Genomic DNA, 21,070 nt, shown 5'->3' with positions numbered 1-21,070 from the left:
ATGATTCGGTGAACATATCTAGCGATGCCATAATTACTTCATTTGTAGTGAACGATTTCAGTATCCGCCCGCTACCCTTTATAAAGTCTATCTTTTTCTGATAGTCTATAAACATCTCCAGCCTACGGTTGTCGGATTCTAGCTGGTCGGCGTGTATCCCTAAAAATATCGCAATAGACTTCAGCCATACAAACTGCACCTCTGTGGACGGCTGGTGTAATGTAACAGCCAAGTTATATGACGCACTACCTTTACAGAACACTCCCGAACTTATGATGCACTGCTCCGATAGGTGCGTGATAGTCACCTGCGATGTTATATAGTCGGTGCCATCGTAGCCTAAATCGTAGATGTCATACATACCAGTGCTAATGCCATCAGTAGATAGCAAAGGTTCACATAGACTGCCGTTGCTGACCTTCCATATAGTCCAATGAGGAAAACCTTTTGAATGCAAAAGCTCTCCCAGAGATGACATAAAGCCATTCATATTGCTAGAAAACAGGGTACTAAGGAGCGAATGTTTCATGTAATTATATCTCCAGCTTTCAACAACTCTTTAATCTTTTCAGCCAAGCCAGCAACATTCTTGATGACAAGCCCGCTACCTTTAACAAGTTTCTCCATCAGGTCGGTGAACTGCGCCTCAAAATCAGCATCGTTGCGTTTCTTAGAGAAATGTGCAAGCCTATCCGCCCAAAATACCGTCTTGGCAATAACGTTATCTTGCGGGTCGTGGTGCATCTTGAGTGCCTGCACTAGCTCACCTGCCAACTGCCAGCGTTCTGCTATCATCCCCGCTACCTCGGCATGGTCTAGCTTTATTTGGGCACGTTCTTCCTGAGCATCATGCACTATTTGCACTAGAAACTCTACCAACACTATCTTGCCTATATCATGGAACAAGCCCGCCAAGAAATACATATCGGGGTCAGCCCCAGCCTCCCTAGCAAGCATTTCACAGAGCACGGCAACCATATATGCATGTGCCCATAGCGCGGTGCCAGTGGTATCATACATCTTGAAAGGTTTATTATAGTAAGAATTAGTGGCAGTAGCCAGCGCAATATTCTTAACAGCCTCGCCACCCACTAGGACAATAGCCTTATCAATACTAGATACGTGCTCACGCAACATAAAAAACGGGGAATTCACCATTCGCACAACCTTGCTAGATATGCCCTGGTCCATCTTTACCTGCTCTGTTACGGCAGACATAGGCACATTCTTGTCTTTGCTCATAGCTATTATCTTATTGACGATAACAGGCAGCATAGGAACGTTCTCAGTCTTAGCCAGTATCTTTATTTTCAAACGTTCAAAGTCATTAGCCCCGCCAGTGGCTATGGGCACATCTAGGTTTAACAGCTGGTCTATCTTCTTCTTCATAGCATCGCCGTTAATCGGTGGGTAGAAAACGCCATGCACGCGCATTCCGCGCAATTTTTCTATTATAGTTTTCTCATTAGTGTTCAGATATAGCAGTATAGGTATATTAACATTGCTACCAGTCGGTATATTAGCGATGTCAGCAACTGTCGCTACCTCACAAACACACAGATTCACCTTTCCGCTTGATACCAGCTGGGCATAACCACGCAACTCCACCTGTATGGAAAGCCCTGTTACTTTAGAACCAAAATATAGTATTTGCAACATACTCAACACTCCTCGCTCTTATCCTATCTTGCCAAGCTTATCACGTATCATAGCCTCAATGCGCCCGTCAAGCAATATAGCCTTGTTAAACGCCCCCTTAGCCCCAACCAAGTCGCCCTTGTAGTAGAGGCAGTTGCCCAGCTCATAAAAACCCATAGCATAGTCAGGGCTAATCGTTGTAACCTGCTTAAACTCACGCTCTGCCTTGTCAAGCTCGCCATTCTTGAAATATATGCTAGCTAGTATTATACGTGCGCGAATGTGGTCGGGGTTGCGCTTGACAGCTTCTAGCAGGTGGGGGATTGCCTTTTCAAACAACATCATATCGTTGTAAATTTGTCCGAGCTGGTAATGGTATAGTGCTCTGTCAGGTTCAAGCTCTACAGCTTTGGCAAAATAGCCACCAGCATCAGCGTATCTGCCTATATCGTTATATGACAACCCTAGATAGTAATACGCTTGCGCAGAAGGCTTGTCCGCCTTAATGCAGTCTTGCAACAACCTAATGGCGTTGTTCACATCGCCTGAAATATAGCTATCAATACCTTTTTCTACGTTATCCATATCATCGTAGTGTATAGCATTTGTTAATGCATTGCAACTACTACCCCATAATGCATAAATAATTTTTATTTTTTTCGCTTGTCAGGCTTGACAGACGTTTTTTTCTTGCCTATAATAGCCCTCCCTGCACTTTGATGGGGGCCAATAGCTCAGTTGGTTAGAGCCACCGGCTCATAACCGGTAGGTCCTAGGTTCAAGTCCTAGTTGGCCCACATTTCATTATATGTTTAACGAGAGGTCTTTCTTTATGCCTAACGCTGTTCCCAGTCTTGACGTTCTTGCAACATATTTTGAAAGCGAGCTTTCAGATATTAGAGTGCAATCCAGTTGGGATTTTTCGGGTAGACAACTCTATCTTGGCAATAGCGAAGTTCATAATATCTGCCTAGCACTAGACCCCACCGCTGATGTCGTCAAACAGGCAATAGCTGCTAAATGCAACCTCTTAATCACGCACCACCCGCTATTCTTTACCGCCAGCAAAGGCTTGAACGTCAACAGCATTCGCGATAAGCTCGTTGTAGAGGCTATCAAAGCGGGGTTGAATATATTCTCATACCATACTAATCTTGATATGGCAGCGACTGGCACAAGCAACTATATCTTAAAATTATTATCAGCAGAGGACGTAGGAATGTTGGCGCACGAGCTAGACGCCGAATATCTAAAGGTTGAAGTATTTGTGCCGACCGATAAAAAAGAGGCTATTATAGATGCCCTAGCTAGTGCTGGCTGTGGGGCTATCGGCAATTATAGACGTTGTGCATTTAGCAATGAGGGGGTGGGGACGTTCACTCCGCTTGATGGCGCAAACCCATATATCGGGGCAGTCGGCAGGGCTGAACAGGTGGCGGAGAGCTGTGTATCAGCAATATTACCCTACCGCTTGAAAAGTGCAGTTATATCTGCTATAAAGGAAACGCACCCTTATGAGGAACCAGCGTTCAACTTTATTAGGATAGATAGCCCTATAAGCTATGGTTTCGGACGCATTGGCAGATTTAACAAATCTGTGCCATTTGGTGAACTAGTGGAGCGGCTAAAAGATGCCCTAAAACTTGACAATGTCGGCTGTAATATAGCTGACTATAGCGGTGACGTGTCTAAGTTTGCTGTGATAACTGGTAGCGGTGCGAGTTTGTGGAGGTCTTGCGTAGAAAAGGGTGTGAATATCTTAATCACTGGAGACTTAAAACACCACGATGCACTGGATGCTAGGCAGGCAGGTGTGTGCATTATAGATGCAGGGCATTATGCTACGGAACGTGTGTTTATGGAGTATTTGGCAAGGGAACTAATGGCGCGGTTTAATGTGAAAGCGTTTTGCGCTGATGAAACCGCATCAATCATTCATATATAATGGAGGCGTAGATGTTAGACGGCACTATTGAAAATTTAGTAAAGCTTCAGGCAATTGACACAAAGATTGCGAGCGTTGCTAGGGAGCTTGATAAGATACCTGAAATGCTGAAAGGGCATAAGTTAGCTATGGATGTTGCGGCTGCTGAGCTAGCCAACAATACCAAGTCGCTAGAACTGGAACGAGCAAGTATCTTGCAGCTTGAAACAGCACTGGTAGAGTATAATAAAGACGTAGAGGAGGCTAACAAAAAGAAAGTGGCTGTGCCTATTGAGCGGCTGGAAGAGGTTGATGCCGAGATACGAGAAAAGCGTATGGCAATCGTAAGCGTTGAAGAGAAGCTACGTTTCTCTAGGGGGCAGGTAGAACGGCTTGAGGAGTACATGACCTCACACGCTAAAGAGGCGACTGATACGAAAGAGGCTTACGAGAAAGAGAAAGCTCAGCGCGAGGTTGACAATAAAGGTTTATTTGATGAGATTGAAATGCTCAAAGCAGAGCGTGACAACTTTGTAGTCGCTCTCAAAAGTAAGAATAAAAAATATGAACGGCTTGTTGCCAAGTATGACAAGACGTTAAATAGCCGCAACAATTTAGCTGTGTCAAAGGTAGTGGACGGGTTCTGTACTGGTTGCTATTTGAAACTGCCGCCTGAGCTAGCAACTGACATAAAACGAGGCAAAGAGCTGATAGAATGCCCATATTGCCAGCGTTTTCTACATGACGAGACCGTAGCGGTATAGTTATCGTGTATGTATAAAGTCTATTGCGATGGTGCATCGCGCGGCAATCCTGGTCCCTCTGGGGCAGGGTTTGCCGTTTTTGATGCGGCAGGCGAGCTATTGCATAGCGATGGGCTACCGCTGGGGCAAACCACCAACAATGTAGCTGAATACACCGCTCTGATTGAGGCGGCGAAGTATGTCAAGACGCTGCCAGCTGATGAGGTGGAGTTTCTAATGGACTCTGAGCTTGTAGTGAAGCAAATTGCGGGCATATATAAGGTCAAGGCTACGCACTTAGTGCCGCTGTATCAGGAGGCTGTCAACTTGGTAGCTTCACTGAATGCAACGTGTACACACATCCCTCGCGAACAAAATAAACTGGCTGACAAGCGAGCCAACGACGGCGCAGATATGAGCGAGCAAGCGGCTACTACACAAAGATGTTTGTGTCAATAAACGCTCTACCGTTCATTTAGTTCTTGCCTATTAAAGATGAAATCAGACATATCAATATTCAGTTTAGGAAAGTGGTCACTCTTGCGTTCAGCAGGCTTGCCACGTGCGGGCACAACCACATGCACAAATGCACTTGCAACGTCTTTATATCTAGCGGGCAATCTAATAACCCCATTTAACCCCTATATACTACGAGTATATGAGATGTTTCTGATATTGTCAAGTTTTCCTCTTACTACTTTGAAAATAGCCAACTAGTCTTGTCTATATATGGCACACGCTCAGTCCAGCCGTGTTGTTTCATATAGCTGAATATAGCTTCTCTATCTATGTCTTTGCCTATGTCTTCCTCGTCAAAACCGCTATAACGTGCATATATGATTACCTGCTTGTCGTTTGGCAGATGTGATAGTGCCTTTCCTAACATATCCATATTTTCAAGAATCACAGTCGTTTCGCGCAGGTTCAGCATTTTATACTCCAACTCACCAACACCATAAGGAACATTGCTAATCAATATAGCAGGTATATCACGGTAGCTAGTAGCAATATTATTATAGTTAGTCTTGCTGTAGTAGTATGATGAGTTGCTCCTATTATTTATTAAAGCAAATACTAAAACAAGTGCTACAAGCAACTTTTGAGCAATATTGACATTACCCAACAATCTATCAAGTGCATATTTTAAGCTAACAACCAGTAGTAGGACTAAACTTGGCACAAAGTCCCATATATGGAAAAACTTGGAATGCATAGGAACTACGTTAGTCCATCTAGAAATGGTAAGCAGATATAGGAATATTGCCAGCGCAATAGATGCACATAATAAGCTCTTACTAGACCATACTACAAGAATTCTAGATTTAACCATAGCCACAATCAACAGCACGACAATTAACAAGGCTAGCCATAACAACGTGCCATTGAACAATCTGCCATTCAAGGCTTGAAGCCACTCAATAAAGAGCGCAACCATACCGCTAACATTGTTCACAACTTTGCTACCGTCATTAAGTGCCCCAAGAACGCTAGGATTGAATACGTAGTAGAATACTCCACTTAATACTAATGAGACTGCACATTTTGCAACCTCTACAAAACGTCTGCCGTGTAGTAAATAGGCAATCGGTATAATAGAAAAACCTATAAACCAAAAAGCAAAGTAGTTGTGTGCATCAACGCCAAAGAAAGCCGTTATCGCTAGTGTCAGATAAAACCTTTTTGTCAGTTTAGACTTTTCTAAAATATCAAGTGCTAGATAAGCCAGTAGAGTGTAAAAGAATGTGGCTGTTACGTATGAACGAATATATACCATCATCGCTATGGCAGACCAGCCAAACCCATATAACACAGGTGGCAAGAGAGCTAATTTGTTTGGCAAAATACGTTTAGATAGTGCATATAAAATAGCTGATAAAGCTATAAACCAGACGATATTCACACCATAACCAATCCACATACTAAACTGGTTAGGTGAAAGTAGTGAAACAAGATGCAACTGTATACTATGTATTGGGGAATGGATAGCGCGCCTAGTTCTCAACTTGTTGAAGTGCGACAAACCTTCATCCTGCTGAGCTGTTATATCTTGAAAAAGCCCCTGTGAAGAGTGCCATTCTATACCCGCAACTTCATCATATATGAATGGTATCCTATCACCGCCATTAGCCTCGTAGTAGTCCGTCACTTCGTCAAACAAGAGGTCTTTTTTCTCTCCAACATAGTAGTAGAACACAGTGAACTGCGCCAGCACAATGACAGCAAGCAGTGCCCAGTTATGCCCTATAAACCACCTGTATAGCCCCTTGTAAAAACAGAGCCACACAATTATTAACACCGCAATAGATAGCACAATAGCTGGCACTATAAACGTATTAGGCAATACCGGATATTTACTTAGTATTGCAGAGTCAAGTTTAACTGAAAAACCAGTTTTGTAAGCAAAACACAGGTTAAACTTTGATATAGACGTATCCCGTAGCTTTTTAGTCGGGTTTATGCCGTCCCGCAATGGCTCAAAACTGCGCTGAACACTCTGCCCTGCTTTGTTGATATACTGCACATACGCACCGCCATCGCCGTTAGACGGGTTTATTTTCTCTGCTACTAGCGAAATACGCCGCCAGTCTTTTGAGGCTTTGTCGCCTAGAGAAAATGTTATAGTAGCATTATCTATATTGCTCCTGATTATATCCTTATCCACGCCAGCTATGCTAAATTCGCTACCTATACCGCTATAGAGCTGTGAGCCACTTATTTCTATATACTTCTGAAACTTTAACGGAACGCCAACATAGCCTACGTATAGTATTGATAGCACACAATATGTGCAGATGATTGCAATTATTGATATTAAAAGAAAGAGTAGGGGCTTAAACCTGCTTAAATATTGATTATGCGGGGGGGGGGGGGGGGGGGGGGTGAAGATAGTTGTTGTTATTGCATTTTCAGACATTATACATTCTCCTTAATAAAACAAAGTGGAGATAGTATAACTAAGTGCAAGAAATTGTCAAATCCTTTTCTCGCCCACATGTTCTAACTATTTTTGCTTTGCGTCTATACTTTCAAGAAAATGTTTTTCCACAGCTGACAACTCACCTGCTGTTAGCGTTTTGTATTTGGCAAACTCGGTCAATGCTTTTTTCTCAGCAACTTCGTGGCTGATTTTCCCTGCGTGGTTCAACAAACCCTTGCGCGACACTTGCAAGAAATCGTCAAGGCGTTCCAACCAATCTTTCATGTACATCGGTATGCGTTCCTTAGCCTGCAATTCTGCAAACTCCAAATAAAGCGTTACAATGCGGTTGAGTGTATCTATTTCGTCTGATGATAAGTAATTTTTGGCAATGATTGCATCGCTTTCTTTTGGACGGTCTCCATGCCAAGCTGTCATACCTGAAAATGGACTGTCTCCATCTGACCGATAGTAAATCAGTTCGGCAGCAGTGTTGCCATGCGCCGCAAAGTGCATCTTGTTTTGCACAGTCTGAAAAAAAAGCCGCGACGACTCTGCGCTTGGGTCATAGTCAATACTGGTTGCATATATTTCAAGAACTTTGCGGTAAAAGACTTTTTCTGATGTGCGAATATCACGGATACGGGCAAGCAGTTCGTTAAAATAGTTGCCACCACCCTCATTTTTCAGGAGGGCATCGTTCATTGCAAATCCTTTTTGTATATATTCCTTTAGGATACTATTCGCCCAGATGCGAAACTGTGTGCCACGTAGAGATTTTACGCGGTAGCCTACTGAGATAATCACATCAAGCGAATAAAGGTTAGTTGGCTTATCAGAATTAGGAAGTTGCATTTTTTGCAAATTGCTTTTTTTGTCTAGCTCCCTTTCGCCGAAGACGTTACGTATATGCCGACTAATCACGCTGATGTCGCGTTGAAACAACCTTGCCATCTGCTCTTGCGTGAGCCAAACGGTTTCCCCTTGCAGTTCAACTTCAATTTTCGCTAGTCCATCCTCAGTCTGATAGAGGATTATTTCGCCACGACTGCTATTTGTCTTTATCATTCGCTATCCTAGCCAGACTTCAGCATACATATTAACTCCTATACACCGCAAATATATGAGATGTTTCGGATATTGTCAAGTTTTCCTCTTACTGCTTTGAAAATAGCCAGCTGGTCTTGTCTATATTAGAGGCTTAAACCTGCTTAAATATTGATTATGCGGGTTCAGACATTACACATTCTCCTTATAAAACAAAGTGGAGATAGTATAACGAAGTGCAAGAAATTGTCAAATCCTTATAATAAATTATAACAACTGATTATGCACGGAAATTTAATTATTGTAAGGCAATTTTTGTTCACGACGGCAAGCAAATCTTTGCAAACTGTCCTATAAGGTATAGCGGTATGTCACACAGGCTGTCGTGGTATCCATATCTGCCAAGTGATGTTCTGATAGCAACTCTGGGACTATAATAGTCCATATACACCCTTAAACTTTTTGCTTTCAGGTTTATAGACGATTTAACCTCTATGGGGATAATCTCGCCGTTATGCTGAATCAAAAAATCTACTTCTGCAATGCCCTTACTTCTATCGTTTGTCCAATAACATATATCTATCGTTCGTTCTGATGCTTTCAGTTCCTGTAAAACATACTGCTCCGTCAATGCCCCCTTGAAGTGGCTGAACACCGATGTGCCACCACCCTTTAGATTGTCTATTGTGAGCTTCACTTTTGCAGACAATAGCCCTACGTCTAGTAAATACACCTTAAACGCCTCTTTTTTGTATGCAGATAGTGGCAAATTTGGAGTTTCAACCCTGTGAACTTTATGGATAAGCCCAACTTTATCAAGCCAATAGAATGCTGACTCATACTGGCTTGCCCGTGCACCCTGTTTCATATCTCTATAAACAAACTGCTTATTCTCTTTAGCAAGCTGGTTCGGTGTGGACTCCCAGAGCAATCCCACTTTGGGTATAGATGGAGCATCAATGTGCTTTGAAAAATCTAACTCAAAATTTCTTAAAATATCCTCTTGTATCCTTCTAACATCGTTCAGGTTGCTACGTTCTGCGAACGCCAACACCGCTTTGGGCATACCGCCGACAAAGTAATAGTGTTTAAGTGCATCAATTAACCGCTCCTCTATGGTGTATGATAGGTTGTAGTCTTTATTTTCTAATAGCTTTTTATAGCGGGGTTCGCCTATAGCATCCATAAACTCGGCAAAGTTTAGCGGATGTAGGCTAATGGTCTGAACTTTCCCAACAGGGTATGAACTCTCTTTGTGTATAGCCACGCCTAGCAGACTGCCAGCTGAAACGATATGGTATTCTGGAGCGTTCTCACAGAAATATTTCAACGACATCAACGCCCTGTTGCATTCCTGTATTTCATCAAAGATGATGAGGGTGTCAGCAGGGGTTATCTCTTGTTCTTTCTCAAACGCCAAGCCTTTAATTAACCTCTGTGGATTAAGGTCAGGTTCAAATATTTTGTGAAGTTTCCGCTCATCGTCAAGGTTTATATAAACTGTATTTTTGTAGTGTAGTTTTCCAAACTCCCGCATAAGCCACGTCTTCCCAACCTGCCTAGCCCCATCAATAACAAGTGGCATCCTGTTCGGACTATTTTTCCAGCTGACAAGCTCCGACATAGCTAATCTGTCCACTAACCTACCCCCCTTAATAAATCCTTATTTACGAGATTATAACCAAAAACTAACATTTTTTCAAGGGGTAAAAGTGTATAGTTTGACATTTTTTCAAGGGGTAAAAGTGCTAACTCCTCTTTAGCTTATTTATATAGATATGTATCAGCGACACTGCCGCATTAAATAAATTTGTCAAGGGCGACTGAAACAGGGCATTTGACAATCACGCACTTGTCAGTTAGAATTAGTCTCTGCTATGAGCAATATTGCTATTTTTTCTGTGTCCGAGAACGGTGCGCGTTTGGCGCGCCTTTTGGCTGCTAGGCTAAACACCAACAAGCTTAACGCCCATGCATACATACTGGCTAAATATTGTTCTAGTGGGGATAATAGCTTTGAGAGCCTGTCTGATATTACCGCACGTTTATTTGGCAAAAGTAAGGCACTTATCTTTATTATGGCGCATGGCATCGCCGCCCGTGCAGTAGCACCGCATTTGAAGTCTAAATATAGCGACCCTGCAGTGGTCGTGCTAGACGACGCTGCACGCTTTGTCATCAGTTCAGTATCGGGACACGAGGGCGGGGCAAACGAGCTTGCCTTTATTGTGTCAAATATCACAGGAGCTACACCAGTAATAACCACTGCGACTGAGGCAGATAAGCTATACGTGGCAGGCGTTGGTGCCAGAAAAGGTGTCTCAACTGATGCAGTCATTCAGGCTATCACGTCTGCCTGCGCTGATGCAGGCATTAAAACGAGCGACCTGCGTCTAATAGCATCAGCATGGGTGAAACAAGATGAGCACGGCATAATAGAGACCGCAAAACAACTAAACATACAATTGCGTTTTCTGCCGAAGTTTCTATACGATGCTTGCGCTACTGGCTTCCAGCCGACAGCGGCGGCAAAACATTTTGATATATCGGCGGTGGCTGAACCGTCAGCTGCTATTGCAGCGCATAATGCTCTAAATACGCCTCTAGTATTGCCGTTACATAAATATGAGAGCGTGACAGTCGCCATTGCGAAAGATATAGTAGGTATTGAATATGCAAAAGAACTCTAATGGAACACTTGCAGTCGTAGGACTGGGCTTTCACGAGCTAATGTCGCCACTTGCGACTAATCTGCTCAGCTCCGCTGATGTAGTGGCAGGCTATAAACGCTACATAGATGAAGCAAAACCATATCTAAATGAGAAACAGGAGATATTCCAGACAGGGATGCGCCATGAGATTGAACGTGTGGAATACGCAGTTAAACAAGCAGTAGCTGGCAGACGTGCCTGTATAGTCTGCGGGGGCGACCCATCTATATATGGTATGGCATCCCTTGCCTACGAGCTAGCCGCTACCCACAAACTAGCCACTGGCAATGGGGTGGAGATTACCGTTGCGCCTTCTGTAACCGCTGCTATGGCAGCATCGGCTAGACTAGGCGCACCAATAAGCGAGGACGTTGTGCTGTTGTCGCTGTCTGACCAGCTCACCCCGTGGAATGTTATTGAGAAACGCATAGACGCTGTGAACGTAGGTGATTTCGTCTGCGCCTTATACAACCCCGCCTCACTCACTAGGAAAGAGCAGCTACCTTACACGTTAAAGAAGTTCCGTGAGCGTGGCAATCTAGTAATAGGTGCCGTCCGCAATGCATTTAGAGACAGGGAAGAGCTATATATAGCAACCATAGACGACTTTGCTCTGGGCTTTGTGGATATGCTGACGCTCATCATAGTCGGCAACACTCGCACTAGGCTAATAGACGGCAAGATGGTAACGCCGCGCGGATATAAGGTAAATGAATAGCGAAAATAGATTTGACCTAATAGTGATTGGCGCAGGGCATGCGGGGATAGAGGCGGCACTTGCAACAGCGCGTATGGGTGCGCGCACGCTAATGCTGACAGGCAATATTGACAACATCGGGCAGATGAGCTGCAACCCTGCTGTGGGCGGGCTTGCTAAGGGCAACCTAGTAAAAGACCTTGATGCACTGGGCGGTGAAATGGCGCATTGCATTGATAATACAGGCATTCAGTTCCGCATATTAAACAGAAAGAAGGGTGCGGCTGTTTGGTCTAGCAGGGCACAGGCTGACAAACAAAAATATCGTAGCAGAATGATTCACACAGTCCTGTCTCAATCAGGCTTGCGCGTCTTTCAGACGCTAGTAAATGCTATTCATATTGAGAATAATAGGGTAATAGGTGTTGGCACGCAGATAGGGGTTGATTTTTATGCTCCGCGTGTGTTGATAGCAACGGGCACATTTCTCGGCGGACTGCTACACATCGGCACATCTAGCTATGCTGGTGGCAGAATGAACGAGTTTGCGGGTGTCGGCATTACTGATAGTATGATAGGAGCAGGTTTAAGGATGCGCCGTTTCCGCACCGGCACCTGCGCACGCGTTCACAAAGATAGCATTAACTTTGACGGACTAGAGCTTGTTGAGAGCGACAACCCTATCTGCCCATTTTCATTTGAGACTGAAAAGGTAGCTCTGCCACAGCATCCCTGTTATATGACATACACTAATGCACACACGCATGAGATTATCCGTGAGGGTATGACGCGTTCTAATAGATTTAATGGGGTAATCAGCACACTGGGACCGCGCTACTGCCCATCTATTGAGGATAAAATCAATAGATTCAAGGACAGAGAACGTCATCAGATTATTTTAGAGCAAGAGGGACTTGATTCTAGCGAAGTGTATCTGAATGGGTTTAGCACAAGCTTGCCTTATGATACGCAGGAGAATATGATTCGCTCCGTTGCAGGGCTTGAACGGGCACTTATCGTCCGCCCCGGCTATTGCGTAGAATATGATTGCATAGACCCAACCGAGCTACGCCATACGCTAGAAGCCAAGAAAGTTGCAGGCTTGTTCTGTGCAGGGCAAATCAACGGCACAAGTGGCTACGAGGAGGCAGCTGTGCAGGGCTTTGTAGCAGGGGTGAATGCTGTGCTCTCCCTAGATAATAAAGAACCTTTTATTATCGGGCGTGAAGAAAGCTACATTGGCGTGCTAATAGACGACCTTGTGACGAAAGGGGCTGATGAGCCGTATAGAATGTTCTCATCACGCGGGGAGCATAGGTTGCTATTGCGTGAAGATAATGCAGAATATCGGCTACTGGAACGCGGATATAGGTTAGGTTTAATTAGCGATTCGCGGCTTGCACGTTTCACCGCTGAGCGGGATAGTGTCCTAACAGAGATTGAACGATTGAAAGCACGAACCCTTGAATATGACGGAAAGAGCATTAAAGCTGATGCTCTCTTGAAACACGAAGATATGGACTATAAGGGAGTTGTCGCCCTAGCGGGTTCACCTAGTGAGCCGCTATCTGACAGAGCGACAGGCGAAGTAGAGATTATGCTGAAATATGAAGGATACATACATCGGCAGGCACACGACATAGCTAAACAGGCTGGCAATGAGCGTGTTCGCATACCAGACGATTTAGACTATGCCAAAATAGCAGGGTTGAGGAAAGAGCAGCTAGAAAAACTATCAAAAATTCGCCCTGAGACACTCAGTCAAGCAGGGCGCATCCCCTGCGTGACCCCAGCGGCAGTCTCACTGATACATATATATATTGACAATCTAAAACGAGGCTAACATCTTTACCCCTTGAAAAAATAGTCCGAACAGGATGCCGCTTGTTATTGGTGGGGCTAGGCAGGTGGGACAGTTTGCTAGGATTTGCTTGCCGTCGTGAACAAAAATTGTCTTGCAGTAATTAATTTTCTGTGTATAATCAAATGTTCTTATATATTATGAGGTTAGTATGAAATATGATAAAGTCAGCAAAAATTTACCCCCCCCCCCCGCAAAGTGCAACAGGCAGTGATAGTTGCAATTATTGTATAGCCCTTATTCGCCCAAAGTATGAGAACAGCGGGATGGCTCCTGCCCTTTCACTGGGCTATCTGTCTGGATACCTTAAAGCTAACGGACATAATGTACTGATAATAGATGCCCTACGTGATAATCTGTCTAATGATGATGTTTTAGCGATACTGAAGAGAGAGAATATTGTTCTATCAGGTATTACCTGTCTGAGCAACTATGCCAACGAAGTAGCAGCCCTATCTAAACATCTGAAATCCTCAGAAATCAAGGTCGTAATAGGCGGTGTTCACCCAACATTTATGCCATATCAGACACTTACCGCAAGCGGAGCGGACTATGTGGTATGTGGCGAGGGAGAAATTGCTTTACTTAAACTTCTGGAAAATAACTTCAGCAACATTTTGCTTGACGGCTCACTAATTAAAGGTGTTTATTCATTAAATGAGCTAAAGGACGAAGATGCTCCAGCTATTAGGGCGGACGTAGTTGAAAACCTTGATGACATACCATATCCAGACTGGGAGCAGTTGCAGCCAACGCACAGTGCATACGTTCCCCTATGGTGGACGACAAAAAATGCACCAGTTGCGGGCATTATGTCATCTCGTGGTTGTCCATACTCATGTAAATTTTGTTCCAGTGCTAACTTTTATGGCAGACGGGTGCGCATGCGCTCGCCAGAAAATGTATTAGGCGAAATGCGCCTATTAAAAGAACATTATGGAATTCGTGAAATAAGGTTTGCCGATGACAATATCACGGTTGATAGAGACTATATTGACAGCTTATGTGAGGCAATTATTGACTCTGACTTAAATCTGTCGCTGTTCACACAGGCTAGGGCAGACAGGCTTGACGATAAACTAGTGAAAACTATGAAACGGGCGGGGTTCTACAATTTTGCTATTGGGATTGAGTCAGCATCTCCTACGATGCTAAAAAATATGGACAAGCGAGAAGATATTGACGCTATAAAAACTGCTATAAAAATACTCCACGACAACGGTATTTTAATAACGGGTTTCTTCATATTCGGAATGCCCGGTGAAACTAAGCAAACTATCAAAGAAACTATGGACTTCATGATGAATGAGCCACTTGATTTAGTCTCTGTTACAATACTAACCGTTCTTCCTGGCTCCGAATATTGGGACGAACTCAAGGGGCAATATACAAATATATTCAGCCAAGCATATTTCAGCGAAGTCAATTACGTGCCAGACGGCTTGACTACAGAAGAAATAGTTTATGCTGAAAAACAAGCATTGCGAAAGTTTTACCTAAGACCAAAAATAATATTTAAGCTAATGAAATACATTAAATTCCGATATATCAGCCACTTCTTGACAAGAATGCGCTATGTGCACTTCTTCGACAAATAGTATAGACTCTAACTGCCAAATAGACGCATAGAGCGTAGTCGCGCAAAGATATGTCGGACATGTCTGAGTTTGATATATTTTAACATCTTAAATATTATTCTTGGTCTTAAATAAAACTTACGAGTTGCTTGCCTCTCGGCATCAACTAAATATTTAGCTGTCAAGCCGTCTGGCACATACGTAGCTTGACTCCAATAACTAGAATCAAGTGCACGAACGTATTGCCCTTCTAGCTCGCTCCAGTAATCTGAACCGGGCAGAACAGCTAGTATTGAAACATTGATTAAATCAAGTGGCTCACTCATTATGAAGTCCATAGTTTCTTTGATAGTTTGCTTAGTTTCACCGGGCATTCCAAGCACGAAGAAACCTGCTACTAATATACCATTATCAGAAATTACCTTAATAGCATTTTTAATGGTATCTATATCTTCACGCTTGTTCATATTTTTTAACATTACTGGGGATGCTGATTCAATACCTATACCTATATTGTAAAATCCTGCCCGTTTCATAGTTTTCACGAGTTTATCGTCAAGCCTGTCTGCCCTAGCTTGTGTGAATAGTGGCAAATTTAAGTTAGATTTAATAATAGCATTGCACAGGTCGTTCACATACCTTGTGTCAGATGTCATATTTTCGTCTAAGAACTTTATCTCACGGATTCCGTATTTTTCTTTCAGCAAGCGCATTTCACCCAATACATTCTCTGGGGAGCGCATACGTGTTCGCCTATTGTAAAAATTAGGGCTGGAGCAAAATTTACATGAGTATGGACAGCCACGAGATGACATAATGCCTACTACGGGCACCTGTTTTGCTATAAACCAAGGCGGTGTCCAAGCACTATGCGCTGGATGCAGTTGCTCCCAATCTGGATATGGTATATCATCAAGGTTTTCAACTATATCTGCCCTAATAACTGGAGCATTTTCATCTTCCAATTCATTTAGGGAATAGACTCCTTTAATCAACGTTCCATCAGGCAACTTGCTATCAAAATTATTTTCTGCAAGTTTAAGCAGGGCAATCTCCCCCTCTCCGCACACAACATAATCTGCACCGCTAGAAACAAGCATCTGATACGGCATAAAGGTTGGATGAACGCCGCCTATTATAACTTTGATACCTGCCACCTTTAAGTATTGCGAAAGGATAGCTGTTTCACTGGCAACTGCACTCAAGCAGGTAATACCTGCTACTGATATATGTTCTCTCTTTAATATCGCTAATATATCGCTATTAGACAGCTCATCCAGTTTAGCATCTATTATAAGTGCTTTATGTTTATTAGCTTTAAGATACCCAGATAGATAACCAAGCGAGAGACACGGGGCTAGGTCGCTACCCTTATAGTTCGGGCGAATAAGAGCTATACAATAATTGCTACTATCACTGCCTGTTGCACTTTGCGGGGGGGGGGCAGATTTTTGCTGGCTTTATCATATTTCATACTAACCTCATAATAATTAAGGGAGTATTCTATACAAAACTTAATCGTATAGCAAGTGAAAAATTACTTTTTCAACAGATATTTAATCAGCTCGTTATATTCCTGTTGAGATTTTATGCTGTCCGTCAGCACCACGTATCTGCCGTTCACCACAAACACTGGTGTTCCGTATTCTTTAGCTATTGGATATGCCTCGTCCCAACGCGCCCGCGTTGCCCTTGTCCGCGGATTGTCAAGCCGTTCATTAAACTGCTTGTGGGTAAGACTAGCAGTCTTTAACCCAAAGTTTATAAACTCGTCCCTGCTGAATCGTTTCTTATCTACAAATATTGCACTAAAATAGGCTGACTTCACCCGCTGATAGCTGGGAACGTCCCACAAAACCGATAATATATCGTTTGCCTCCTCCCCGAACTGCCCTAACTGCCTGATATGACGTTCCTCAAAGATAACGTTTTTAGGCAATGATTGTTTTAGCTTGGGGATAACGGAACGTTCATATTGGAAACAGAACCCGCAATAGACGGAATACACCTCTGTAAATATCTGTTGCTTGCGACCATCATCATATTTTAGCGGTGTTTTTAGCACACTATAGTGGACACCCTCAGCGAAATCAGCCGCGCTGGCGTTGAACGCAAATAAAACCGATACTAAAATTAACGATAGAATGCGCACATTTATAATCCGTTCCTTGCTAATAGCTCGTCAGCCAGTTCGTTATACTTCGCCGCACCGACTGAGCTTTTATCATACATATTTATGGGAGTGCCATAACTTGGCGCCTCGCTCAAGCGCACATTGCGCGGGATAACAGTCTTGAACGCCTCTTTCTGAAAATTCGCTTCCACCTGCTCTTTAACTTCGTCCGATAGGTTGTTGCGGGCATCATACATTGTAAGCAATATACCCTCCAGCCCTAATGAGGGGTTCAGATTCTCACGTATACGCCTAATGGTCTTCAGCAACTGCCCCAGCCCCTCCATAGCGTAGTATTCACATTGCAACGGTATTAAGACGCTGTCCGCTGCCGTAAGAGCGTTCACAGTAAGTAGCCCTAATGAGGGTTGACAGTCTATCAATATAAAATCATAATTATCACGCACGTGTTGCAGGCACCTTTTTAGACGTTGTTCTCTGCCTTCCTCCGAAACAAGTTCAACCTCTGCAGCAGCGAGGTCTATGCGGGTAGGCAACACATCAATGCCAGCTGCAGCTTTGAGTATGGCACGCTCTGCTGGCACCGTGCCACTCAACACCTCATATATGCTAGGTGCATCTTTGGCAAGGCTCACGCCAACGCCACTAGTGCTGTTAGCCTGCGGGTCAATATCAACAAGCAATACACGCTTGCCCTTTTGGACTAGTGCTTCGCTGAGGTTTATCGCGGTGGTGGTCTTGCCGACACCACCTTTCTGGTTCGCCAATGCGATTATCTTCGCCATGAGGGATATTTATAGCACCTTATACATCGTAACGCAATAGGCAAATTGTAACCCTAGTCAATATGTAGTTTAAGTGTCTACCACTTTATATCTAGCTTTCTGTCAGTTCAGCCACTAGCTTTATTCCACAAACCCCGGCGGTAACTTGCCGTTAGAATCTTCTTGTTGATATTCTATAATATTTGTTTTTTCATTCACTTTAAGGCTCAGTCCAAGTGAGAGCGACTTTTCTACATAGCTCCCTTCTGATATGCGTATCGCCCCAGTAGGCTCTACTATCACAGCAGCAAGTGCTTGAGGACAGGCATTTTCACATGCTCCGCAACCGAAACAGCGATTCTCTTCTATCACAGGCACCGATGCAACTGCACCCGCAACTCTGTCTAGCTTTATGGCATTATAGGGACAGACCTCTTGGCATACAACACAGGATTTCCCCTCCTCCCATGCAAGGCAACGTTCCTTTAATATCCGCGCAACGCCGATTTTCGCGTGCCGTTTCTCTTCTAGTGATAGTTCCCTGATAGCACTGGTCGGGCAAACATGTCCACATTTGTTGCAAGTGTTAGAACAATTGCCTATAGCTGGCACCAACACAGGCGAAAACAAAGCCGCAGTGCCCGACTGCAACGCTAATGGCTGTAATCCATTGGTAGGACAAGCAACCATACATTCGCCACAACGCACGCAACGCGCTAAAAACTCCGCCTCAGGCAGTGCACCCGGCGGTCGGATAAGTGCCGCATCTATAACATCGCTATGCTCCCTCGGCAGGTAGATTAACGATTTCAATTCAGTTAAGCTGAATAGTCCAACCCCTATACCTGCAAATGCACCGCCTAGCAACCTGCGGCGCGTAATAGGGACAGTGTTAAATGTTCCGCTACCGCTCTCTCTCTTGCCACGCCAACCGAAACTGATTGCTCCCACAGGACAGCTCCGCTCACAATCTTTACAAGCTATGCACTCCTTGTGGTCGTAGCTATATATCTTATCAATGGCACACATAGGGCATACACGTTCACATTTACCGCATTTTATACACTGAACAACATTCACCGCCCGCCTATACCTGCCTAGTGCCGAGAATAACCCAAACATAGCACCCGCAGGGCACAGGTAGCGACACCAGAACCGCTTATAGTGCCTAGCTAGCACTGCCAACGCAGTAAATAAAACAACTATATATAGCACAGTAGCATAGCGTCTGACGCCAAATGTGGCATAGTCAAGTAACCCTAAATTCTGTGCGACTTCTAGTCCGCCAGATGCTATAAGCGTTGTAAATGGATATAGAACTAATGCGTATAGTCTGGTAGCAATACTCATCGGCATTAGATGGAACGATAGGTTGACGCCCGCAACTAGTGCACACACAGCTATTGCAAGCAGTGCAATATACTTTACAGCGGTGTTAAGCGACTTGTTATCAACATTTGCAAAATTATCTATTATATCAATCGTTATACCCATCGGGCAGATTTTGGCACAAAAGAATCTGCCGAAACGGATGATTAAAAGAGCCACTATAATGAATAAAATGATATGCAGTGAAATTTCTCGCAGTGCAATAAATATTATTGGCAGTCTCAGCGGGTCAACGAGCATATAAAACGATGCCCATTTATCAATAATATCATTAGACAACTGACTACTAGTGAATACGAGCAACGACACGAACAGAAAGAGCGACACCCCTTGTGCTACGCGTCGCCCAGATATGCGACACATCATAACTTTACACGTTCAACCTTGATATGCGCATAGCATCTATATCTATTCTGCCAAGTCCGCGCGCCGCCGCCTCTTTCAGATAACCAACGTTTTCAGGTTTTACGCGTCTGCCGAACCATTCGTAGCTACTAGCAATATACGCATCTGCCGCAACGCCATCTATAGATGCCACTATTTCGCCGTAGTCTATCACCTTGCCCGGTCCCCCAGGACCATTAGTAGTCATCACCTTAGTGGCATCAACCACTGAAAATGCCGGCACTAGCAACGAGTACAGGTCGGCTACACAGGTGTGCAAACTAGAGAAATGGAATACGCCCCTATCGTAAATAAGTCCGAGATTCCCTTTCATAGTGCAGGACACGCCAGCACCTCCGTGCGACTTTGCTTTTGGCACGGCAATTAGGACATCAGCCTCTAAAACCTCACGCATAACGCTTGTAGTTTTGAGCGACTGCGCACCTTTAATCTTGACTTCGCTATAAAAACGTTTATCTCCTACAGCGTGAACGCAGTTAGAAACAACTTTATTGCAAGCGGCACGAATGCCAGAAAGCTCTAAGCATGACTCAGCCGCCGCCAGCGTATGGTCTAGGACAGAGATTTTCTTCGCTCCAGCCGCCTTGCACAGGCGCACAACAGTCGCTACAACATCAGGATTAGTGTTAGCTGCAACGTCTATGCCAGAAGCAAAGCTCATATTAGGCTTGATAACGACACTTTGTCCGGGTTTCACAAACCTTCCGATACCGCCTAGTGCGTCAATAGCCCTCTCAGTCGCCCGAACAGGCTCACCTTTTACCACCACTAAATCGGGGACATCTGCGGACAAGGCAACCTCAGCCCTGCCAAGCGACAGAGCCACACCGAGCGAAAGAGATGACTTGAGGAACTCTCTGCGTTTCATATTTAAGCCTTCTTTACTTTTCCAGCTTTCAGGCACTTAGCGCATACGCGCTTGTGCTCAATAGCCCCGCCCTCGCCTATAGCGCGGACGTGCTGCAGGTTCGGCAGGAACACCCGTTTAGACACATTGTGAGCATGGCTCACCTTATTGCCCGACATGGGACCTTTGCCACATACTTCGCAACGTCTAGACATCTGCTATTCTCCTAAATATTATGGACTACTACTCTAACCCATTATCAAAAATATAGCAATAGGATTTATTTCTTTGTAATTGCACAAGTTAAAATGCCCCTCATATATTTTTTATTAGGGGTATGTATTGTGGGAAGTTATGGCAAGATTAAAGGGGTAGAGGATGTGCTCAGTGGCAAGTTATCGTATGACGAAGTAGCT

20 protein-coding genes and 1 tRNA gene are annotated in these 21,070 nt (G+C 44.1%); 8 read left to right on the top strand and 13 right to left on the bottom strand.

Features of this window, described 5'->3' with window-relative positions; all coding sequences use genetic code 11:
* The 3 genes from AC1MDJ_RS03615 to AC1MDJ_RS03605 all read right to left on the bottom strand — a co-directional run.
* Nucleotides 1–529 (bottom strand): hypothetical protein (locus AC1MDJ_RS03615; protein WP_479689591.1); only part of this gene is annotated, 529 nt, incomplete at its 3' end.
* Nucleotides 526–1,659 (bottom strand): HDOD domain-containing protein, encoded by a 1,134-nt coding sequence (locus AC1MDJ_RS03610; RefSeq protein ID WP_479689590.1) that lies wholly within the window; start codon nt 1,657–1,659, stop codon nt 526–528. The genes AC1MDJ_RS03610 and AC1MDJ_RS03615, both read right to left, overlap by 4 nt.
* A gap of 18 nt (nt 1,660–1,677) precedes the next feature.
* Nucleotides 1,678–2,223: a tetratricopeptide repeat protein gene (locus AC1MDJ_RS03605; protein WP_479689589.1), complete on the bottom strand. Its 546-nt coding sequence runs from the start codon at nt 2,221–2,223 to the stop codon at nt 1,678–1,680.
* Between the two features lie 138 nt (nt 2,224–2,361).
* Here AC1MDJ_RS03605 and AC1MDJ_RS03600 point away from each other — a divergent pair.
* From AC1MDJ_RS03600 to AC1MDJ_RS03585, 4 genes are all read left to right on the top strand, one after another.
* Nucleotides 2,362–2,435: transfer RNA gene (locus tag AC1MDJ_RS03600), tRNA-Ile, on the top strand.
* A 35-nt stretch (nt 2,436–2,470) separates the two neighbouring features.
* Entirely contained in the window at nt 2,471–3,583 is a 1,113-nt protein-coding gene (locus tag AC1MDJ_RS03595) for a Nif3-like dinuclear metal center hexameric protein (protein ID WP_479689588.1), read from the top strand.
* An 11-nt stretch (nt 3,584–3,594) separates the two neighbouring features.
* Nucleotides 3,595–4,326 (top strand): zinc ribbon domain-containing protein, encoded by a 732-nt coding sequence (locus AC1MDJ_RS03590; protein ID WP_479689587.1) that lies wholly within the window; start codon nt 3,595–3,597, stop codon nt 4,324–4,326.
* A gap of 9 nt (nt 4,327–4,335) precedes the next feature.
* Nucleotides 4,336–4,764, top strand: coding sequence for a ribonuclease HI family protein (locus AC1MDJ_RS03585; RefSeq protein WP_479689586.1), 429 nt, complete (start codon nt 4,336–4,338; stop codon nt 4,762–4,764).
* Nucleotides 4,765–4,769: 5 nt separating this feature from the next.
* On the opposite strand, the gene AC1MDJ_RS03580 is transcribed toward AC1MDJ_RS03585, so the two are convergent.
* The 4 genes from AC1MDJ_RS03580 to AC1MDJ_RS03565 all read right to left on the bottom strand — a co-directional run bounded on the left by AC1MDJ_RS03580 (nt 4,770) and on the right by AC1MDJ_RS03565 (nt 9,908).
* Nucleotides 4,770–4,925 carry a hypothetical protein gene (locus tag AC1MDJ_RS03580; RefSeq protein WP_479689585.1) on the bottom strand — a complete coding sequence of 52 codons (156 nt, stop codon included), beginning with the start codon at nt 4,923–4,925 and terminating at the stop codon, nt 4,770–4,772.
* Between the two features lie 74 nt (nt 4,926–4,999).
* The gene (locus tag AC1MDJ_RS03575) at nt 5,000–7,084 is read right to left on the bottom strand and encodes a hypothetical protein (protein ID WP_479689584.1); all 2,085 of its coding nucleotides are present in this window, start codon (nt 7,082–7,084) and stop codon (nt 5,000–5,002) included.
* A gap of 222 nt (nt 7,085–7,306) precedes the next feature.
* Entirely contained in the window at nt 7,307–8,290 is a 984-nt protein-coding gene (gene rhuM / locus AC1MDJ_RS03570; RefSeq protein WP_479689583.1) for a RhuM family protein, read from the bottom strand.
* A gap of 298 nt (nt 8,291–8,588) precedes the next feature.
* Complete coding sequence (locus AC1MDJ_RS03565) at nt 8,589–9,908, bottom strand: ATP-binding protein (protein WP_479689582.1); 1,320 nt, start codon at nt 9,906–9,908, stop codon at nt 8,589–8,591.
* A 283-nt stretch (nt 9,909–10,191) separates the two neighbouring features.
* Between AC1MDJ_RS03565 and AC1MDJ_RS03560 the strand changes: the two genes are divergently transcribed.
* From AC1MDJ_RS03560 to AC1MDJ_RS03545, 4 genes are all read left to right on the top strand, one after another.
* Nucleotides 10,192–10,959, top strand: coding sequence for a cobalamin biosynthesis protein (locus AC1MDJ_RS03560; RefSeq protein ID WP_479689581.1), 768 nt, complete (start codon nt 10,192–10,194; stop codon nt 10,957–10,959).
* On the top strand, nt 10,943–11,698 hold the full coding sequence (gene cobJ / locus AC1MDJ_RS03555) for a precorrin-3B C(17)-methyltransferase (protein ID WP_479689580.1): 756 nt from the start codon (nt 10,943–10,945) through the stop codon (nt 11,696–11,698). Before AC1MDJ_RS03560 ends, cobJ begins: the two co-directional genes overlap by 17 nt.
* Nucleotides 11,691–13,520 (top strand): tRNA uridine-5-carboxymethylaminomethyl(34) synthesis enzyme MnmG, encoded by a 1,830-nt coding sequence (mnmG, locus tag AC1MDJ_RS03550; RefSeq protein WP_479689579.1) that lies wholly within the window; start codon nt 11,691–11,693, stop codon nt 13,518–13,520. The genes cobJ and mnmG overlap by 8 nt, the downstream gene beginning before the upstream one ends.
* Before the next feature lie 284 nt (nt 13,521–13,804).
* A complete protein-coding gene (locus AC1MDJ_RS03545; RefSeq protein WP_479689578.1) occupies nt 13,805–15,136 on the top strand; it encodes a B12-binding domain-containing radical SAM protein in 1,332 nt (443 codons plus the stop codon).
* Between the two features lie 8 nt (nt 15,137–15,144).
* On the opposite strand, the gene AC1MDJ_RS03540 is transcribed toward AC1MDJ_RS03545, so the two are convergent.
* The 6 genes from AC1MDJ_RS03540 to rpmB form a co-directional block, all read right to left on the bottom strand.
* The gene (locus AC1MDJ_RS03540; RefSeq protein WP_479689592.1) at nt 15,145–16,503 is read right to left on the bottom strand and encodes a B12-binding domain-containing radical SAM protein; all 1,359 of its coding nucleotides are present in this window, start codon (nt 16,501–16,503) and stop codon (nt 15,145–15,147) included.
* A gap of 149 nt (nt 16,504–16,652) precedes the next feature.
* The gene (locus tag AC1MDJ_RS03535; protein WP_479689577.1) at nt 16,653–17,267 is read right to left on the bottom strand and encodes a thioredoxin domain-containing protein; all 615 of its coding nucleotides are present in this window, start codon (nt 17,265–17,267) and stop codon (nt 16,653–16,655) included.
* Nucleotides 17,268–17,269: 2 nt separating this feature from the next.
* Entirely contained in the window at nt 17,270–18,034 is a 765-nt protein-coding gene (locus AC1MDJ_RS03530; protein ID WP_479689576.1) for a ParA family protein, read from the bottom strand.
* Between the two features lie 120 nt (nt 18,035–18,154).
* Entirely contained in the window at nt 18,155–19,768 is a 1,614-nt protein-coding gene (locus AC1MDJ_RS03525) for a 4Fe-4S dicluster domain-containing protein (RefSeq protein WP_479689575.1), read from the bottom strand.
* A 4-nt stretch (nt 19,769–19,772) separates the two neighbouring features.
* The gene (locus tag AC1MDJ_RS03520) at nt 19,773–20,675 is read right to left on the bottom strand and encodes a DUF362 domain-containing protein (protein WP_479689574.1); all 903 of its coding nucleotides are present in this window, start codon (nt 20,673–20,675) and stop codon (nt 19,773–19,775) included.
* A gap of 2 nt (nt 20,676–20,677) precedes the next feature.
* On the bottom strand, nt 20,678–20,869 hold the full coding sequence (gene rpmB, locus AC1MDJ_RS03515; protein ID WP_479689573.1) for a 50S ribosomal protein L28: 192 nt from the start codon (nt 20,867–20,869) through the stop codon (nt 20,678–20,680).
* Nucleotides 20,870–21,070: the final 201 nt, after the last annotated feature.

The sequence above is a fragment of the Candidatus Termitispirillum reticulitermitis genome, from assembly GCF_054655775.1.
Note: the sequence above shows the minus strand (reverse complement) of the source record. Positions and strands in the feature narration are given on the sequence as shown.

What these genes read in the sequence shown, in the direction of transcription:
- AC1MDJ_RS03610 (WP_479689590.1), bottom strand. Translation starts at nt 1,659, where the DNA reads ATGTTGCAAATACTATATTTTGGTTCTAAAGTAACAGGGCTTTCCATA.
- AC1MDJ_RS03520 (WP_479689574.1), bottom strand. Translation starts at nt 20,675, where the DNA reads ATGAAACGCAGAGAGTTCCTCAAGTCATCTCTTTCGCTCGGTGTGGCT.
- rpmB (WP_479689573.1), bottom strand. Translation starts at nt 20,869, where the DNA reads ATGTCTAGACGTTGCGAAGTATGTGGCAAAGGTCCCATGTCGGGCAAT.
- AC1MDJ_RS03530 (WP_479689576.1), bottom strand. Translation starts at nt 18,034, where the DNA reads ATGGCGAAGATAATCGCATTGGCGAACCAGAAAGGTGGTGTCGGCAAG.
- AC1MDJ_RS03595 (WP_479689588.1), top strand. Translation starts at nt 2,471, where the DNA reads ATGCCTAACGCTGTTCCCAGTCTTGACGTTCTTGCAACATATTTTGAA.
- cobJ (WP_479689580.1), top strand. Translation starts at nt 10,943, where the DNA reads ATGCAAAAGAACTCTAATGGAACACTTGCAGTCGTAGGACTGGGCTTT.
- AC1MDJ_RS03605 (WP_479689589.1), bottom strand. Translation starts at nt 2,223, where the DNA reads ATGGATAACGTAGAAAAAGGTATTGATAGCTATATTTCAGGCGATGTG.
- AC1MDJ_RS03525 (WP_479689575.1), bottom strand. Translation starts at nt 19,768, where the DNA reads ATGATGTGTCGCATATCTGGGCGACGCGTAGCACAAGGGGTGTCGCTC.
- mnmG (WP_479689579.1), top strand. Translation starts at nt 11,691, where the DNA reads ATGAATAGCGAAAATAGATTTGACCTAATAGTGATTGGCGCAGGGCAT.
- AC1MDJ_RS03590 (WP_479689587.1), top strand. Translation starts at nt 3,595, where the DNA reads ATGTTAGACGGCACTATTGAAAATTTAGTAAAGCTTCAGGCAATTGAC.
- rhuM (WP_479689583.1), bottom strand. Translation starts at nt 8,290, where the DNA reads ATGATAAAGACAAATAGCAGTCGTGGCGAAATAATCCTCTATCAGACT.
- AC1MDJ_RS03545 (WP_479689578.1), top strand. Translation starts at nt 13,805, where the DNA reads ATGGCTCCTGCCCTTTCACTGGGCTATCTGTCTGGATACCTTAAAGCT.
- AC1MDJ_RS03585 (WP_479689586.1), top strand. Translation starts at nt 4,336, where the DNA reads ATGTATAAAGTCTATTGCGATGGTGCATCGCGCGGCAATCCTGGTCCC.